Annotated in this window: 20 protein-coding genes; 12 read left to right on the forward strand and 8 right to left on the reverse strand. The window is 62.1% G+C overall.

The genetic code is table 11. The features are described 5' to 3' along the window. Positions 1 to 10: 10 nt before the first annotated feature. Positions 11 to 514 carry a GNAT family N-acetyltransferase gene (locus tag CAF80_RS14200; RefSeq protein ID WP_074688740.1) on the forward strand — a complete coding sequence of 168 codons (504 nt, stop codon included), beginning with the start codon at positions 11 to 13 and terminating at the stop codon, positions 512 to 514. Between the two features lie 12 nt (positions 515 to 526). Here the strand turns inward: CAF80_RS14200 and CAF80_RS14205 are convergent, their stop codons facing one another. Beyond that, a complete protein-coding gene (locus CAF80_RS14205) occupies positions 527 to 898 on the reverse strand; it encodes a hypothetical protein (RefSeq protein ID WP_134333907.1) in 372 nt (123 codons plus the stop codon). A 127-nt stretch (positions 899 to 1,025) separates the two neighbouring features. Here CAF80_RS14205 and CAF80_RS14210 point away from each other — a divergent pair, with 127 nt between their 5' ends. Further along, a complete protein-coding gene (locus tag CAF80_RS14210) occupies positions 1,026 to 1,355 on the forward strand; it encodes a hypothetical protein (RefSeq protein WP_011334739.1) in 330 nt (109 codons plus the stop codon). Between the two features lie 70 nt (positions 1,356 to 1,425). Here CAF80_RS14210 and cynR read toward each other — a convergent pair whose 3' ends face one another. After that, positions 1,426 to 2,304, reverse strand: a complete 879-nt coding sequence (cynR, locus tag CAF80_RS14215; RefSeq protein ID WP_074688744.1) for a transcriptional regulator CynR — start codon at positions 2,302 to 2,304, stop codon at positions 1,426 to 1,428. Positions 2,305 to 2,423: 119 nt separating this feature from the next. On the opposite strand from cynR, the gene cynS reads away from it, so the two are divergent. The 3 genes from cynS (at position 2,424) to CAF80_RS14230 (ending at position 3,879) form a co-directional block, all read left to right on the forward strand. Further along, the gene (gene cynS / locus CAF80_RS14220) at positions 2,424 to 2,888 is read left to right on the forward strand and encodes a cyanase (RefSeq protein WP_011334741.1); all 465 of its coding nucleotides are present in this window, start codon (positions 2,424 to 2,426) and stop codon (positions 2,886 to 2,888) included. 83 nt (positions 2,889 to 2,971) lie between these two features. After that, positions 2,972 to 3,208, forward strand: a complete 237-nt coding sequence (locus CAF80_RS14225) for a DUF2790 domain-containing protein (protein WP_039767100.1) — start codon at positions 2,972 to 2,974, stop codon at positions 3,206 to 3,208. A gap of 11 nt (positions 3,209 to 3,219) precedes the next feature. Then, on the forward strand, positions 3,220 to 3,879 hold the full coding sequence (locus tag CAF80_RS14230; protein ID WP_039767103.1) for a carbonic anhydrase: 660 nt from the start codon (positions 3,220 to 3,222) through the stop codon (positions 3,877 to 3,879). A gap of 48 nt (positions 3,880 to 3,927) precedes the next feature. Here the strand turns inward: CAF80_RS14230 and CAF80_RS14235 are convergent, their stop codons facing one another. Then, entirely contained in the window at positions 3,928 to 5,430 is a 1,503-nt protein-coding gene (locus CAF80_RS14235; protein WP_085667573.1) for an aldehyde dehydrogenase family protein, read from the reverse strand. 69 nt (positions 5,431 to 5,499) lie between these two features. After that, positions 5,500 to 6,408 (reverse strand): glutaminase B, encoded by a 909-nt coding sequence (glsB, locus tag CAF80_RS14240; protein ID WP_011334745.1) that lies wholly within the window; start codon positions 6,406 to 6,408, stop codon positions 5,500 to 5,502. A gap of 241 nt (positions 6,409 to 6,649) precedes the next feature. Here glsB and CAF80_RS14245 point away from each other — a divergent pair, with 241 nt between their 5' ends. Then, entirely contained in the window at positions 6,650 to 6,853 is a 204-nt protein-coding gene (locus tag CAF80_RS14245; RefSeq protein ID WP_039767107.1) for a hypothetical protein, read from the forward strand. 57 nt (positions 6,854 to 6,910) lie between these two features. Then, complete coding sequence (locus CAF80_RS14250) at positions 6,911 to 7,426, forward strand: DoxX family protein (RefSeq protein ID WP_074688748.1); 516 nt, start codon at positions 6,911 to 6,913, stop codon at positions 7,424 to 7,426. Between the two features lie 3 nt (positions 7,427 to 7,429). On the opposite strand, the gene CAF80_RS14255 is transcribed toward CAF80_RS14250, so the two are convergent. After that, the gene (locus tag CAF80_RS14255) at positions 7,430 to 9,043 is read right to left on the reverse strand and encodes a murein L,D-transpeptidase (protein ID WP_074688750.1); all 1,614 of its coding nucleotides are present in this window, start codon (positions 9,041 to 9,043) and stop codon (positions 7,430 to 7,432) included. Between the two features lie 151 nt (positions 9,044 to 9,194). Here CAF80_RS14255 and CAF80_RS14260 point away from each other — a divergent pair, with 151 nt between their 5' ends. The 4 genes from CAF80_RS14260 to CAF80_RS14275 all read left to right on the forward strand — a co-directional run bounded on the left by CAF80_RS14260 (position 9,195) and on the right by CAF80_RS14275 (position 12,400). Next, positions 9,195 to 9,908: a murein L,D-transpeptidase catalytic domain family protein gene (locus tag CAF80_RS14260; protein WP_011334749.1), complete on the forward strand. Its 714-nt coding sequence runs from the start codon at positions 9,195 to 9,197 to the stop codon at positions 9,906 to 9,908. Between the two features lie 147 nt (positions 9,909 to 10,055). Beyond that, the gene (locus CAF80_RS14265) at positions 10,056 to 10,313 is read left to right on the forward strand and encodes a DUF2790 domain-containing protein (RefSeq protein WP_064597487.1); all 258 of its coding nucleotides are present in this window, start codon (positions 10,056 to 10,058) and stop codon (positions 10,311 to 10,313) included. A 12-nt stretch (positions 10,314 to 10,325) separates the two neighbouring features. After that, a complete protein-coding gene (locus CAF80_RS14270) occupies positions 10,326 to 10,997 on the forward strand; it encodes a heavy metal response regulator transcription factor (protein ID WP_007950581.1) in 672 nt (223 codons plus the stop codon). Continuing rightward, positions 10,994 to 12,400: a heavy metal sensor histidine kinase gene (locus CAF80_RS14275; RefSeq protein WP_074688752.1), complete on the forward strand. Its 1,407-nt coding sequence runs from the start codon at positions 10,994 to 10,996 to the stop codon at positions 12,398 to 12,400. The genes CAF80_RS14270 and CAF80_RS14275 overlap by 4 nt, the downstream gene beginning before the upstream one ends. Positions 12,401 to 12,487: 87 nt before the next feature. Here the strand turns inward: CAF80_RS14275 and CAF80_RS14280 are convergent, their stop codons facing one another. Then, positions 12,488 to 13,108 (reverse strand): cell wall hydrolase, encoded by a 621-nt coding sequence (locus tag CAF80_RS14280; protein WP_074688754.1) that lies wholly within the window; start codon positions 13,106 to 13,108, stop codon positions 12,488 to 12,490. Between the two features lie 199 nt (positions 13,109 to 13,307). Between CAF80_RS14280 and CAF80_RS14285 the strand changes: the two genes are divergently transcribed. Beyond that, on the forward strand, positions 13,308 to 14,159 hold the full coding sequence (locus tag CAF80_RS14285) for a CAP domain-containing protein (protein ID WP_064597492.1): 852 nt from the start codon (positions 13,308 to 13,310) through the stop codon (positions 14,157 to 14,159). Between the two features lie 82 nt (positions 14,160 to 14,241). Here the strand turns inward: CAF80_RS14285 and CAF80_RS14290 are convergent, their stop codons facing one another. Together CAF80_RS14290 and cydB are read right to left on the reverse strand one after the other, a co-directional pair. After that, positions 14,242 to 14,394, reverse strand: coding sequence for a DUF2474 domain-containing protein (locus CAF80_RS14290; RefSeq protein ID WP_074688757.1), 153 nt, complete (start codon positions 14,392 to 14,394; stop codon positions 14,242 to 14,244). Further along, the gene (gene cydB, locus CAF80_RS14295; protein WP_074688759.1) at positions 14,381 to 15,397 is read right to left on the reverse strand and encodes a cytochrome d ubiquinol oxidase subunit II; all 1,017 of its coding nucleotides are present in this window, start codon (positions 15,395 to 15,397) and stop codon (positions 14,381 to 14,383) included. Before cydB ends, CAF80_RS14290 begins: the two co-directional genes overlap by 14 nt. Positions 15,398 to 15,406: the final 9 nt, after the last annotated feature.

Consider the following 15,406-nt stretch of genomic DNA (forward strand, 5'->3'; position numbering starts at 1 on the left):
AGGCAGCGGCATGTCTGTCATCGAACTGCGCGTCGCCCGACGCGACGAACTGGACACCCTCGAAAACCTGATGCAGTTCTACACCTATGACTTCAGCGAGTGGCTGCCGCTGAAGCTCGGCGGGCATGGTTTCTTCCCGATCCAGTTGAAAGACAATTACTGGCGCCAGCCGGCGACGCGGCCATTCCTGATCCACGTCGACGGCGAACTGGCGGGGTTCGTGACCGTGGATGACCACCTTCTCATCGAAGGCGCCGACTACAACATCGGCTATTTATTCGTCAGCCGGCGCTGGCGTGGCCAAGGCGTCGCGCAGTTTGTCGCCTCTGCCCTCTTGAGCCACCTGCCCGGTCGATGGCAGATTTTCCATGTCGACGCAAACCTGCCTGCACAGCGGTTCTGGGCCCGGTTCATCCCCGAGCTGAGCGGCGGCGACTTTACCCGCCAGACCAAAACCGTGGACGGCTATCCCTGTACGTTCTACTGCCTGCGCAGCCTTTCTCCCGCTGTCTGAAGACCTCTTTTTTCATTCCAGAATGACTTTGTCCGACAATATGTAGTGACCAAAAATAATCACTACAAAACCGTTGACGGCATCGTTTTGCTTTTGCATGATGCAGACGTCTCCCCGATCGGGAGCATTGGCAACACGCTTGAGCAAGCTCGTCTGACCGCCGAGCTGTTTTTTCCGGATACACGCTGCCCACAAGGCAGATTGAAGAAGCTGACCTGGCCTGAACGTCCAGTACAAGGACGAGAAGCGCTGGCGAAAATTCTCAAGACGCTTGTGGTCGACCCTGAAAACGTCGTCAAGGAGCCTCCCGGTTTTCGCTGCTTCTCCTCGTTGTGACGCTTTTGCGTAGCAGTTATTCAACACGACTACATGCAACAGACGCATGACCCCGTACTTCATACGGGCGACCGCTGACGTCCTGGTTTCGGTGCCAGGGATCAACTAACCGATGGGCTACCTGTATTAGCGAATCAACTTTGAAAGATCACCAGACTGGTCAAGGGGCAATATCATGAATCTGAACAATCAACCTACTATCGAAGAACTGGCTCGTATGTTCGCGGCGCAAAAAGACAGCCACGACAGCCATATTCTGTGGATCAGCAAGTCGGGTCAGGTCCATATCGACTGCCTGTCGCCCCATGCTGGTGAAGAAGAGTTCGACCGGAACAACCAGAACCTGCTGGCCCGCCTGAAGATGTACCGCCGCGGCCACGGCTATGTCGGCAAGAAAGCCGCGGCCGACAAGGACTTCATCGGTAATGTTCTGCAGACGCTGAAACAGGCGTGGGACTCGATGCAGAACAACAACGAAGTTCGGGTGATTGATCGGTTCTGCTAAGTTAAAACTTCAATAAAAAAGGGCCTGCTTCGAAAACGAAGCAGGCCCTTTTTATTGCTCGCAAAAAAGCTCATGAACGAGTTTCCAGCACCAGCTTCATGAACGCCTCTGCCGCCGCACTGTGATAGTTGTTCTTGCGCCGCAATAACGCCGCTCCCCGCTGCGGCGCCTCGCTCTCGACACGCAAGCGGCGCAGTGCCCGGTCCTCGGTCGCAATCGCTTCCGGCAACATGGTCGCAATCGGCGCATGCCGGATCACTTCCAGCAACGTGCTCACCGAATTCACCTCGATCTGCACCTTGGGCGTGATGCCGTGCTGGCGGAAGTATTCATCGATCGACAGGCGCGTGAAAAAATCCGGCGCCAGCAAGGCGAAATCCAGCTGCGCGATGTCCTCCGGCGTCAGCACAGAAGCACTGGCATACAACGGATGTTCACGCCCGACCATCACCCCCAACGTCTCGACAAACGCCGGAATGCAATCAATGTCCGGATTACGCACCGGCGTGAAGGCAATCGCGATATCCAGCGAGTCATCCGCCAGCCCGGCCTCGATGTCATCCATCGACAACTCGAAAATCTCCAGGTGAATCCCCGGATACCGCGCCACGTAGTCGCGCACCAACGGCCCGACCAGGTACGCCATGAACGTCGGCGTCATGGCCAGGCGCAGCGAGCCTCGGGACAGATCCTTCACGTCATGCAACGCGCGCTTGCCCGCCTCCAGCTCCACCAGTACCCGTCGCGCGCATTCGATATAGGCCTGGCCGGCGTCAGTCGGTTTGACCGAGCGCGAGGTGCGGTCGAACAGATCCACACCGAGGCTTTCTTCCAGTTGGCGGATCTGTTGCGACAGGGTCGGCTGCGACACGTGCAGCGCCTCGGCCGCCCGGGTGAAACCACCGTGATCGGCCACGGCCAGCAGGTATCGCAAATGTCGCAGCAGCATGGAACGCTCCACCTATAGGCAGTACTTATGCCTAGCATTGTATATCGGTCTTGGACGCTATGGATCAATCGGCAGAAGATGAATCCACACAGCAAGCCAACCCCGAAAGGAGAAGCACCATGCAATCCCAAGCCTACAACGACAGCCGCATCGCCCTGACCACCCGCGCCCTGGATGCCAAGGCTCAGAAAAACCTGTCGTGGCAGGATCTGGCCGACGGCACCGGCCTGAGCCTGGCCTACGTCACCGCCGCCCTCCTCGGCCAGCATCCACTGCCAAAAGCCGCGGCCGAAGTGGTCGGCGACAAGCTTGAGCTGAGCGCCGAAGACGTCGCCGCCCTGCAAATCATCCCGCTGCGCGGCAGCCTCGACGGTGTGCCGACCGACCCGACCATCTACCGCTTCCACGAGATGATTCAGATCTACGGCACCACCCTGAAGGCACTGGTTCACGAGCAGTTCGGCGACGGCATCATCAGCGCGATCAACTTCAAGCTCGACATCAAGAAAGTCGAAGACCCTGAAGGCGGTTCCCGCGCCGTGGTCACCCTCGACGGCAAGTTCCTCCCGCTGCGTCCGTTCTGATCCCTCCGGGCCCGCCCCCCGCGTGCGGGCCCATCCAAACCTGATTTGCCAAGACATCACCACATCTGCCTGGAGGCTGCCCCATGCAAAAAATTCTGTTGACCCTGGCCCTGCTCACCGGCCTCGCCGCCCAGGCCCAGGCTGATGAAGAGGCCGTCGCCTACCGCTACGGCATGTCGCTGGACATCGCGCAAGTCGTGAGCATCACCCCGGTCGCCGACGTCTGCGGCGTAGTGCCAGTCGAGATGACTTACCTCGACAGCCACGGCGCAAAACACATTCTTCAATACAGCGAATTCGGCACCGGCTGTTCGAACTGAGAGGACACACCATGAAAAACCTGATCGAAGGCTTCCTGAAATTCCAGAACGAAGCGTTTCCGCAACGCACCGAGCTGTTCAAACACCTGGCGACTACCCAAACCCCGGGCACGCTGTTCATCACTTGCTCCGACAGCCGCGTCGTTCCGGAACTGCTGACCCAGCAGGAACCCGGCGAGCTGTTCGTGATCCGCAACGCCGGCAATATCGTGCCGTCCTACAGTCCGCATCCGGGCGGGGTTTCGGCGACGGTGGAATACGCGGTGGCCGTGCTCGGCGTAACCGACATCGTGATCTGCGGCCACTCCGATTGCGGCGCCATGACCGCCATCGCCCAGTGCAAATGCATGGATCACCTGCCCGCCGTCAGCGGCTGGCTGCAACACGCCGAGTCGGCGAAAGTGGTCAACGAATCGCGGCCACACGCCAATGACGCCGCCAGGCTGAGTTCGATGGTGCGGGAAAACGTGATCGCGCAACTGGCGAATATCCAGACTCACCCGAGCGTGCGCCTGGCTCAGGAGAAAGGCCTGCTGAATCTGCATGGCTGGGTGTACGACATCGAGACCGGTTCGATCGACGCGCTGAGTGCCGACCGTCGCACCTTCGTCTCGCTGGCCGAGCAACCGTCGACGTGCGCGGTGTACGGTCAGGCAGTCGATGCGGCTTGAAAACACAACGCCGCGCCCGTCATTGCGACGGGCGCGGCGTTGTTCTGTTCAGCGTTTTACGCCCAGATCGATCTGCGTCATGCGGCTGCGTACGGTGAACACGCCGTCACCGGAGAGAATCGCGCTGCGGGCAAACAACCGGCCACTTTCCCAGTTCGAAAGCCCCAGTTCCGGCTTGTTCAGCGCGTACTGGCCATCGACCCAACGGGTGATCCCGTTGCCCACGAACGGCGCGTTGACCGCGCTGTAGAAACGTTCCTGAACCGCCGCGTCTTCGCTGATCAGCGACACGGTGAACTGCGGGCTGTAGCGATTGAACAGCGCGATGGCCTGATCCAGATCGTCGACGATCATCAGGCTGGTTTCCGGGGTTTCTTCCCACTCCCATTCGCGACCCAGTTGAGCTTCCGGCAGCGGTTCGGCCAGGACTTCAGTCTGGTAACCCTCGGCGCGATAGACCTCGACCGTTGCGTTCTGCCAGTCGCTCGGCAGATAGCTTTCGCTGCCTTCGACGATGTGCAATTTGCAGCCCTGACCGCGCGCGGTACCGGCCTGTTTCAAGGCATCGAGGAACAGTGGCACCAGTTCGGCGGCACGGTCGCGCTGGATCAGGCAGACGTTCAAAGTGTTGCAGACTTTGCGGTCCAGCGAGTTGCGTACCACCGCGGCGAAGCGTTTGGCGTCGGCATCGCGATCAGCAATCAGCCACGCGCCACCGGTGCCGTGCAGGCTGACGGCGGTGCCGGCCTGCTGGGCGATGCTGCCCAACTGGCTGACCGCACGGCCCGAACCACGGGCCACCGCCAGCGACAGACGCCGGTCGGCGAACATCGCCCAACCGGCGGCGTGGTTGACGCTCTCCACCAGCGACACCGCACCCGCCGGCAGACCGGCATCGGCCAACGCCGGGTTCAGGGCGTGGGTGACGATGGCTTGCGCGGTGCCCAGCGCATCGCTGCCAATCCGCAGCACGGCAGTGTTGCCGGTGCGCAGTACACCAGCGGCGTCAGCGAAGACGTTTGGCCGGCCTTCAAATACGAATGCGACGATGCCCAGGGGCGACACCACTTGCTCGACCTTCCAGCCGTCATGTTCGACGCTGCTGATCACCTTGCCACGGGTGGCCGGCGCATCACGCCAGGCGCGCAGGCCGGCGATCATGTCGCGGCGCATGCGCTCGTCAGCGAGCAACCGGGTAGTGGAACGACTGCGAGCCTTGGCCCGCTCGATGTCGGCGAGGTTGGCGGTTTCGATCAGCGCCCAGGCGTCCGGGTTTTCCAGACGTTGGGCAAACAGATCGAAGAAGCGGCTGATGGCCTCGTCCGACACCGCGGACAACGCGGTAAACGCCGCCGCTGCACGCTCGATCGCCACCGATGCAGCCTGCTGATCCACCACCGGAATCAGCAACAGCTCGCCGCTCACCTGCTCCACCAGCAGATGGTCGCCGGGTCGGAAACGCTCGGCCAGTTCGGGGCTGACCACGGTGACGCGGTTACCGGCGAAAGGGATAGGCGTGCCAGCGACGAGACGTTCGAGCGCGAGAGACATGGAGCGGATTCACCATATTGAGGGCGGCCGGAAAATGTATAGGTTGGCCTCCCTCAACGCAACACGGGCTCAGAACACCGACCAGCCAATCCGCGAACTGAGCATTTCCAGCGCCGCCATCCCCGCCAGCGAATTGCCCGCCGTGTTCAACTCAGGCGACCACACGCACACCGTGAACTGCCCCGGCACCACCGCGACGATGCCGCCACCGACGCCGCTCTTGCCCGGCAGACCAACGCGGTAGGCGAAGTTGCCCGCCTCGTCGTACAGGCCGCTGGTGGCCATGATCGAGTTGACTTGCTGGGTCTGGCGGCGAGTAAGAATCTGCTCACCGCTGTGCTTGCAGAAACCGTCGTTGGCCAGGAAGCAGAACGCCCGGGCCAGATCGATGCAGTTCATGCGCAACGCGCAGTGGCTGAAGTAGCTGCGCAGCACCGCTTCAACGTCGTTGTGGAAATTGCCGAAGGATTGCATCAGGTACGCCATCGCCGCGTTGCGCGCGCGGTGCTGGTATTCGGAGTCAGCGACCTTGCCGTCAACCATCACCTGCGGGTTGCCCGACAGCCGCCGCACGAAATCGCGCATCGACAACGCCGGCGCCGCAAAGCGTGACTGGTTGATGTCGCAGATCACCAGCGCCCCGGCGTTGATGAACGGATTGCGTGGGCGGCCGCGTTCGAACTCCAGCTGCACCAGCGAGTTGAACGGCTGGCCGGACGGCTCATGGCCCAGACGCTCCCAGATGGCCTCGCCAGAATGTTCGATGGCCTGCACCAGGCTGAATACCTTGGAAATACTTTGCACCGAGAACGGCGTCTCGGCGTCGCCGGCGCAATACATCTCGCCGTCGTTGCCATACACGGCGATGCCCAGCTGATTGGCCGGCACGGTGCCGAGGGCGGGAATGTAGTCAGCCACCTTGCCCTGCCCGATCAGGGGCCGGACAGCGTCAAGGATCTCGTTCAACAGCGCTTGCATGCCGGGTCTCGAAGTCTCGCCCCATGGGATTGCGGGGACACGGTGGCTAGACGCTGCGCCCGGCAATCGAATCACACCGGCGCGGTGTATCGAAGTGTGTACGGCCCGACGCCCGACACATCCCGCGAACAAATCCGGCCCTTCGCGACACATCACCGATACAGCCCGGCGTTCAAATGAACCTGTCGATCGGCAACCCCGATCAAACCTTTGAACTCACACATCGCATCGGAGATTCACCATGACCAAGCGCTCGAAAACCTCCCTGACCCTCGGCCTGCTGCTTGCCGGTGGCCTGGCCCTGTCCAACGCCGCTTCGGCTTCCGAAGCGTTCAGCGTCAAGCAACTGGATCACGGCTACAGCCAGACCCAGGCCAAGGCCGACTCGGCGGAAAAAACCTCGGAAGGCAAATGCGGCGAAGGCAAGTGTGGCGCCGGCGAGTAACCCTTTTCACGGGGCACGTTGGTGCCCCGTTTTCTTTCGAATGAATGGAGCCTTCCCATGACCACAGCTCTCTCGTCGGCCGTCAAAGGCCTGCACTGGAACCTCGACCGCGCCGGCCAGTGGCTCGCGCCGCTGACCTTGCGCCTGTTCATCGCCTGGGAATTTTTCGAATCGGGGCTGGAGAAATTCAACGGCCAGAACTGGTTCGAAGACATTCAGGAGCGGTTTCCGTTTCCCTTCGACCACTTGCCGGCCACGCTGAACTGGGAACTGTCGATGTGGGCCGAGCTGATCTGCGCGCTGGCGATCCTGATCGGATTCGGCACGCGGATTTCGGCGATTTCTCTGATCGTCGTGACCGTGGTCGCCACCGCTGCCGTGCACTGGCCGGCGGACTGGTCATCGTTGAGTGAGCTGGCCCAGGGTTACGCGATCACCAACAAAGGCTTCGGCAACTTCAAGCTGCCGGCCATTTATTTGGCTGCGCTGGTACCGCTGGTGTTTGCCGGGGCCGGCAAGTTGAGCGTGGATGCGTGGCTGGCGCGGTTTTTCTGGAAACACGCCAGCCACTGAGGATCAATGCGCCCGGTCCAGCCCCGCCAGCAACGCGCTGTCACGGCTGTAGATGTCCGGCGCGTAGAGCACACGACCCTGGCCGTCGACCTGTGCCGTCCAGTAAGTCATGAGGATCGGCACCGGATTGCTCAGGCGGAATTCATGGGTGGTGCCGGTGGCCAACAAGGTGTCGGTGCGCGCCTTCTCCGCCGGGCTGAGCAGCAAATCGCGCAGCTTCATCGGATGCTCGACCCGCACGCAGCCGGAACTGAACGCCCGTGGCCCCTTGTCGAACAGCGCCTTGCTCGGCGTGTCGTGCAGGTACACCGAAAACGGGTTGGGGAAACGAATGACCATTTGCCCCAGCGGGTTGCGCGGCCCGGCGTCCTGACGCAGGAGGATGTTGCCGGGGTTGTCCCAGTCGATGTCGGCGGCAGCCAGCGGCTGGCCGTTGGCGTCGAGCACTTGCAGGTTCTGGCGGCTGAGGAAGGTCTGATCCTTGCGGATTTCCGGCAGTTTGTCTTCCTTCCAGATGGTCGGCGGCACGGTCCAGGTCGGGTTCAGCGTCAGGCGCGTGACCCGGGATTTGAGCAGCGGGGTCTGGCGTTCGGCGCGCCCGACCTGGGTGCGGGTCTGCCACACCGGCAGGCCACCTTGATAAAGCGTCAGCTCGGCAGCGGCGACGTTGACCAGCAGACCGTCCGGCTCCATGTCTTGGGCCATCCAGCGGAAACGTTCAAGGTTGACCCGCAACTGTTCGCGGCGAGTCAACGGACTGATGTTGAGTTCGGCAATCGTCCCCGGCCCGACCACCCCGTCGGCCTGCAACGAATGGTTGGCCTGAAAGCTCTTCACTGCCTCCACCAATACGCCGTGATAAGCGTTGTCCGGCGTGCCGACCACACTGCTCAGGTAGCCTTCGCTGTACAGCCGCCGGGCCAGTTCCGGCACGCGTTTGTCTTCCATGTCCGGACGCAGCAACGGCCCATTGCCCACCGACGTCCACTGCGGCAAGGCTTTCAGGCGTTGAGCTGCGTAGAGATGGCGCAAATTCTGATACTGCGCCAACTGCGGCCGGGCCAGATCGAAGGCGGCGGGAACGTTGTGCACGCCCGGCACGGCGATCGCCAGCAATTCGGCCTGCCGGTCGCGTGGCGTTTCGTCGGAATGCCACAGCGGTTCGAAGTGCGATTGCAACAGGCGGCCGTAATGCAGATCCTGCAGGGCTTGCAGGTAATAGCGGCTGATCTCGATATCGGCGCACAGTTCGCCGTCCTGCGGGGCAGTGAGCGCTACCGGATAGCGTTTCGGGTTTAGGCCATCGTCGGCCAACAGCTGCAATTGCGCATGCAAGGCCGGCAATTGCCCGCCATCGGCCCACACTGGCAGCCAGTCCTGCTGCTGGTAGAACGCGCGCAACTGATCCAGCGCCGGGCCGTTGAGGCTGGTGCCGATCGTCGGGCACGCCTGGGGCAGGCTGATCAGCGCAGCCTGCAACGGGCTCTGCGGTTCGATGGGCATTTCCGTCGGCACGGGCGGCAGCGTCGGAAGTCCCGGCAACGGCTCTTCGGCGCAAGCGACAAACGGCGCAGCGAGCAAACAAATGCTCAAGTAGCATGCGTACTTTTTGAACAACTGCTTTACTCCAATCCATGGCCGTCTTGATTGACGGTCAACCTTACCTCAGGTGCGGTGCACAGTCAGGCCCGATTCGCGGGCTTGCCGGGAACGACTGGACGTCAGGAGCCTAAGTGCCAAACAAGTAGCAAGTGGAGACTCACTTTAAATGTTGACGTTTTTGCGCCGACTTCTGCTGACTGCCACCGCCCTTGGCGTGCTGACCAGCCCAGCCTTTGCCGCCGGCACCTCTTCGCCGGTTCTGTACACCAGCCTCGCGCACGCCGCTCCGGAACTCAATCCCCAGGCGCTGAAAGGTGCCTTGAACGCCATGCAATGTGCGATCAACAACGGCGCGAAGCAGTCCCGTCACCTGGCGATCATCGACTATTCGCAGCCGTCCACCGAGCGCCGGCTGTGGATCTTCGACCTGACCCGGAAAAAACTGGTGCTGCGTGATCTGGTCGCCCATGGTTCAAATTCCGGGGAAAACTTCGCCACCCGGTTTTCCAACCGTGAAGGCAGTTTTCAATCCAGCCTCGGCCTGTTCCGCACCCAGGAAAGTTACCAGGGCACCCACGGTTACTCGCTGCGCATGGACGGTCTGGAACCAGGCATCAACGACATGGCCCGTGACCGCGCCATCGTGATCCACGCCGCCGACTACGTGAACCCGTTCTGGAGCAAACGTACCGGCCGCCTGGGCCGCAGCCAGGGTTGCCCGGCGGTGCGACCGCAGGTTGCCAAACGGGTGATCGACAGCCTGAAGAATGGCCAATTCATGTTCTCCTGGTACCCGGATCAGCAGTGGCTGAAATCCTCGCCGTACCTCAACTGCCAGCCACAACAGATCGCGAGCATTCTCAGCACTCACGCCAGCTGAATACTCTGTGGGAGTGCGCTGGCTCCCACAGGTTCGGTTTATTACAGATTTGTCATCGAGTTGTCGGTTTGCCGAGCGGATCGCCCGGTAGCTTGAAGTTGTCCCGGCCAGAACGCCGATCAACTTCAACGACTCGAGTGCCCCATCATGAAAACCCTGATCCTCGCCTTCACCGCCCTCCTCGCCACCGGTTCCGTGTTCGCCGCGCCTGCGCCGGACGCTGCCGTCATTCATGACAAAACCGGCTTCTTCGTGCACCTGGATGTCGACAAAGTCCTCTCCAGCACCGATATTTCCCAGGCCTGCGGCGTGATCCCCGCGCAGCTCGACTACCTCGACCACCAGGGCCGTGAACATGTGCTGGACTATCAAGTACAAGGCAGCGGCTGCACCAACGACCATTGAGGCGCAGTAGCCATGAATATCCTTGTTGTCGAAGACGAACCCAAGGCCGGCAATTATTTGCTCAACGGCCTGCAGGAACTGGGCTACAGCGTGAGCCTGGCCCGGGACGGCGCCGATGGTCTGCACCTGGCGCTGGAATTCGACTTCGATGTGATCGTGCTGGACGTGATGATGCCGAAAATGGATGGCTGGGAAGTCCTGCGCCGGCTGCGCAAGGAAACCGACACGCCGGTGCTGTTCCTCACCGCCCGCGATGACATCGCCGACCGGGTCAAAGGCCTGGAATTGGGCGCTGACGATTACCTGATCAAGCCGTTTTCCTTCGCCGAACTGGTGGCGCGCCTGCGCACCCTGACCCGGCGCGGGCCGATCCATGAAGAAGAGCAATTGCAGGTGGCCGATCTGCAGATCGACGTGCTCAAACGTCGAGTCACCCGCGCCGGCAACCGGATCACCCTGACCAACAAGGAATTCGCCCTGCTGCAACTGTTCGCCACCCACACCGGGCAAGTGCTGTCGCGCTCGCTGATCGCCTCGCGGGTGTGGGACATGAATTTCGACAGCGACACCAACGTGGTCGATGTCGCCGTGCGCCGCCTGCGGGCGAAAATCGACGATCCGTTCCCGCTCAAGCTGATCCACAGCGTGCGCGGCATCGGCTACCGCTTCGATACCCAGCCATGAAAATCGCCGGCACTTACTCTCTGACCTTGCGTCTGGCGCTGGTCTTCGCCGTGCTCGCCTTCGCCGCGCTGGGAGGCCTGGGCGCGGCGCTGTACAACCAACTGGAAGCAGCTCTGATTCGCCGCGACGACATCCAGTTGGTCAGTCGCGTCGATCAGTTGCGCACCTTCCTCAACGACAGCAACACCCTGGAACTGATCAAGAACAAGCCGGCGCTGTTTCAGAACATGCTCGGCAACCGCGAAGCCTTGCTGACCATCGGCGCACCCGGCCAGCCGCCGTTGCTGGTGGTCAACCCCGGCAACCTCGCCACCCCGAACTTGCCCGCCGTACCGATCGATCACCCGATGGCCCTGAGCGATGTACAGCACTTGCCGAGCGTCGACGGTGTGCCATTTTCGGCGGTGGCGGCGACCATCGACTCGGGCGATCTGGGCAACCTGCAGGTGCTCACCGGACGCCTGATGACCGAGCGCACGGCAATGCTCGCCAATTACCGGCTCAGCGTGTACGGCCTCGCTTCATTGGCCGCGATTGTGCTGGCGCTGGTCGGCTGCCTGCTGGTGTATCGCGGTTTGCTGCCATTGCGGCGGATTGCCCGGCATGCCCACGGGATCGGCATCGCCAACCTCGGCGAACGCCTCGACCGCCACGGCACGCCCCGGGAATTGCAGCCGATGATCGAAGCTTTCAATGCGATGCTTGACCGGCTCGACCGAGGGGTTGCGCAACTGAGCCAGGTCTCCACCGACATGGCCCACGAACTGCGCACGCCGATCAACAACCTGCTTGGCGAAACCCAGGTCGCGTTGCAACAGAGCCGCAGCGTGGACGCCTATCAGCAGTTGCTCGCCTCCAACGTCGAAGAACTCGAGCGGCTGGCGCGGATGCTCGACAACATGCTGTTTCTTGCCCGCACCGACCCGGCCAGCGCGCTGAGCCAGCGTCAGGAGCTGGACGCCGGCGATGAGATGCAACGCATTGCCGATTACTTCGAGGGATTGGCGGCGGACGTCGGTATCACCATCGAGGCCAGTGGCAGCGGTGTGATCTGGGCCGAACCGATGCTGCTGCGCCGGGCCCTGGCCAATCTGTGCGCCAACGCGATCAAGTACGGCGCGGCAGATTCGACGCTGCAGGTCGAGGCCGTGGCCGAAGCGGACGGCAGTTATCTGCGGGTACGCAATCAGGGCGCGACCATTCCTGCCGAACACCTGTCGCGGCTGTTCGAACGCTTCTACCGCGTCGATCCGTCTCGCGAGCGCTCTGCCCAATCCAACGGACTGGGCCTGTCGATTGTCGCGACCATCATGCAATTGCATCAGGGCCGCTACAGCGTCAGCAGCGCCGACGGGATCACCTGCTTTGAACTGTTCTTTCCGGCCCGACAACCCCGCGACTGATTTCGCCAAGTTCTCCCTGTGGGAGCGAACCTGGTCCCACAAGGAAAATGCAGTGCGACGGCGCCATTGTGTGCGCGAAGTCTGCGCCTAACGCGCATCCCCGCCAGCGGGCTTATAGAACAGGAATTTCCTGGTCTCGGCGGTTTTCCTGTACTCCTTCGCCCAGCTCGGATGAACGTTGCGATCGTGGAAATAAAGCGCGCCGTGGGTGCGGTCGGTGAGCTGGCGGTTCAGCGCCTTGCCAGCGATTTCCTTGGCCAGCGCGTATTCGGCATCTTCCTTGACCTGATCCGGACGCCCGTCGCACCACCAGGAAAACTGGCAGCTCCTGCTTTCCGAGCCCTGCTTGACCACCGCGCAGACCGTGCCTGGAAAGCCGTCATGCCCCAAGCGATTCATCACCACACTGGCCACGCCTTCCATGTCGGCATTGTCCTTGCCCTTGGCTTCCCAATAGATGCTGCGCGCCAGACAGGTGATCGGATCGTCCAGTGGCGCAGCGCCGGCGGGGTCGACCGCCTGGGCTTCGGTCGGGGTGATGGCTTCGGATTTGGGTGCCGGGGGCGCGTCGGGCTTGTCGGCCGCCTTCTCTTCCAAAACCTCGGCTTTCGCCTCGGCCTTTTCCTTGATCGGTGCCTGATCGGTGGCCAGTGCCGCGCCGCTCAGCAGGGTCAACGCAAGACAGCAAAGCAACCCGTTCAATCCCATGATCATTCTTCCGGCAGGGCCCGCTGCGGGCAAAGTGTTACGTGGTTGAGACGCCCGGATCCCGGGCTCTTCGCGAAGTGTAGACGGCAATTTTCACAGCATCGTTCCGCAGAAAAATCCGTGCCATGAAGAAAAAGACATTGCACCAACCGGGGCCCTTTCGCGCATGATGTGCGCACTCAGCCCAAGGGAGATTTCCATGCGCTTCATGCCATCCGTTCTGCGACTCGCCGCGTTGTCCGTGGGCCTGGCGCTGGCCACTTCGGCCATGGCCACCGACGAGTCGCAATTGATCGAATCGATCAACAGCTACCGCAGCCAGCCGCAGCGTTGTGGCAGCCAGGCGTCCAGCGAATTGCCGCCGCTGTCGGCCGATCCGCGCCTGATTCTGCCGGCCACCGGCGTGGTGGATTTGCAGCAGGCGATGTCCAGCGCTCGCTACCCGATGGTCAACGTGCAGGCGATCACCCTGAACGGACCACGGGACGCGGCGTCGGCGATGAAGGCGATTCAGGAAAGCTTCTGTCAGGTGGTGCTGGATCCGCAGTTCGTCGATATCGGCGTCAGTCGCGCCGACCGTGACTGGCGCATCACTCTGGCCCGACCGCTGCTGTCCGCCCGCCTCGGCGACGGTCAGGCGGAAGGCCAGAAACTCCTCGAACAACTCAATGCCGCCCGCGCCCAACCGCGCCAGTGCGGCAGTCAGGCATTCGCGGCGACCACGCCGCTGGCATGGAACGCCGTGCTTGGCGGCGTTGCCCAGGAACACAGCCGCGAGATGGCCAACAACAATTATTTCGACCACAAGGACCGCAACGGCGGCACTCCCGGCGACCGCGCCGAACTGGCCGGTTACAGCGGCCAGCAGGTCGGCGAGAACATCGCCGCCGGGCAGGACACGGTGCAGAAGGTCGTCGCCGGCTGGCTCGCCAGCCCCGGTCATTGCGCCAACCTGATGAACCCGCAATACCGCGAGCTGGGCGCTGCCTACGCGGTCGATCCGAAGAGCAGCGCCGGGATCTACTGGACCGCGATGTTTGGCGGGGAGTAAACCTCAAGGCATCCTCCCCTTTAGGGGAGGATGAAAAATGCAGGCAATAAAAAACCGGAGCCAGGCTCCGGTTTTTTTATGCTCAGTGAGTTCTCATCCCCGCCGCGTACATCGCCAGTTTCAGCAGGCTCGCCACCACCGCCAGCGAAACCACGCTGCCGGACCAGATCAACAGCAACCAGCCCAGGCGTTTGTACCAGCGGCTTTTCACTTCACGCATCTCAATGGTAGCCATCGCCAATCCTCACTTTGCCGCGGAACACGTAGTAGCTCCAGAAGGTGTACATCAGGATCACCGGCAGGATGAACAGCGCGCCGATCAAGGCGAACAACTGACTGGTGGCCGGTGAAGCCGCCGCCCACAGGCTGACCGACGGCGGGATGATGTTCGGCCAGATGCTCAGCGCCAGACCGATGTAACCGAGGAACATCAGCACCAGGGTGAACACGAACGGCCAGTGGGTGTGGCGCTGACGCAGCGAACGCAACAGCCCGAACAACGCCAGCACCGCCAACAGCACCAGCCCGGCGAACACGGTCAGGTGCGCATGGTTGAACCAGCGGCTGGCCAGTTCCGGGTGCAGTTGCAACGTCCACACGCCGATCACCACCACCATCGCCAGCAGCAGCCACGCCAGTGGACGGCTGTAGTGACGCATCCGCGATTCGAGCATGCCTTCGGTCTTGACCAGCAACCAGGTGCTGCCGAGCAAGGCGTAGGCGATCACCAGACCGACGCCGCAGACCAGCGGGAACGGCGCCAGCCAGTCGAGACCGCCACCGGCGAACTGCCGATCCACCACCGGAATCCCCGCCACATACGCGCCGATCACCACGCCCTGGGAGAACGTCGCCAGCAGCGAACCGCCAATGAACGCCCAGTCCCACAGATGGCGTTTTTCAGCCGGCGCCTTGAAGCGAAACTCGAACGCCACCCCACGGAAAATCAGCCCCGCCAGCATGAAGATCAGCGGCAGATACAGCGCCTCGAGAATCACCCCGTAAGCCAGCGGAAACGCGCCGTACAACGCCGCCCCGCCGAGCACCAGCCAGGTTTCGTTGCCGTCCCACACCGGTGCGACGGTGTTCATCATCACGTCGCGTTCCTGCTCGTCGCTGATCATCGGGAACAGGATCCCGAGGCCCAGATCGAAGCCGTCCATGATCACGTACATCATCACCCCGAAGGCAATGATCACGCCCCAGATCAACGAGAGATCGATACCTTGAATACCCATGACTCAATG

This window comes from Pseudomonas sp. B34(2017) (genome assembly GCF_002112915.1).
Lineage (GTDB): Bacteria > Pseudomonadota > Gammaproteobacteria > Pseudomonadales > Pseudomonadaceae > Aquipseudomonas > Aquipseudomonas pharyngis.

Coding starts and splice junctions, on each gene's coding strand:
- CAF80_RS14200 (WP_074688740.1), top strand. CDS start 11: ATGTCTGTCATCGAACTGCGCGTCGCCCGACGCGACGAACTGGACACC.
- CAF80_RS14205 (WP_134333907.1), bottom strand. CDS start 898: ATGCGTCTGTTGCATGTAGTCGTGTTGAATAACTGCTACGCAAAAGCG.
- CAF80_RS14210 (WP_011334739.1), top strand. CDS start 1,026: ATGAATCTGAACAATCAACCTACTATCGAAGAACTGGCTCGTATGTTC.
- cynR (WP_074688744.1), bottom strand. CDS start 2,304: ATGCTGCTGCGACATTTGCGATACCTGCTGGCCGTGGCCGATCACGGT.
- cynS (WP_011334741.1), top strand. CDS start 2,424: ATGCAATCCCAAGCCTACAACGACAGCCGCATCGCCCTGACCACCCGC.
- CAF80_RS14225 (WP_039767100.1), top strand. CDS start 2,972: ATGCAAAAAATTCTGTTGACCCTGGCCCTGCTCACCGGCCTCGCCGCC.
- CAF80_RS14230 (WP_039767103.1), top strand. CDS start 3,220: ATGAAAAACCTGATCGAAGGCTTCCTGAAATTCCAGAACGAAGCGTTT.
- CAF80_RS14235 (WP_085667573.1), bottom strand. CDS start 5,430: ATGTCTCTCGCGCTCGAACGTCTCGTCGCTGGCACGCCTATCCCTTTC.
- glsB (WP_011334745.1), bottom strand. CDS start 6,408: ATGCAAGCGCTGTTGAACGAGATCCTTGACGCTGTCCGGCCCCTGATC.
- CAF80_RS14245 (WP_039767107.1), top strand. CDS start 6,650: ATGACCAAGCGCTCGAAAACCTCCCTGACCCTCGGCCTGCTGCTTGCC.
- CAF80_RS14250 (WP_074688748.1), top strand. CDS start 6,911: ATGACCACAGCTCTCTCGTCGGCCGTCAAAGGCCTGCACTGGAACCTC.
- CAF80_RS14260 (WP_011334749.1), top strand. CDS start 9,195: ATGTTGACGTTTTTGCGCCGACTTCTGCTGACTGCCACCGCCCTTGGC.
- CAF80_RS14265 (WP_064597487.1), top strand. CDS start 10,056: ATGAAAACCCTGATCCTCGCCTTCACCGCCCTCCTCGCCACCGGTTCC.
- CAF80_RS14270 (WP_007950581.1), top strand. CDS start 10,326: ATGAATATCCTTGTTGTCGAAGACGAACCCAAGGCCGGCAATTATTTG.
- CAF80_RS14275 (WP_074688752.1), top strand. CDS start 10,994: ATGAAAATCGCCGGCACTTACTCTCTGACCTTGCGTCTGGCGCTGGTC.
- CAF80_RS14280 (WP_074688754.1), bottom strand. CDS start 13,108: ATGGGATTGAACGGGTTGCTTTGCTGTCTTGCGTTGACCCTGCTGAGC.
- CAF80_RS14285 (WP_064597492.1), top strand. CDS start 13,308: ATGCGCTTCATGCCATCCGTTCTGCGACTCGCCGCGTTGTCCGTGGGC.
- CAF80_RS14290 (WP_074688757.1), bottom strand. CDS start 14,394: ATGGCTACCATTGAGATGCGTGAAGTGAAAAGCCGCTGGTACAAACGC.
- cydB (WP_074688759.1), bottom strand. CDS start 15,397: ATGGGTATTCAAGGTATCGATCTCTCGTTGATCTGGGGCGTGATCATT.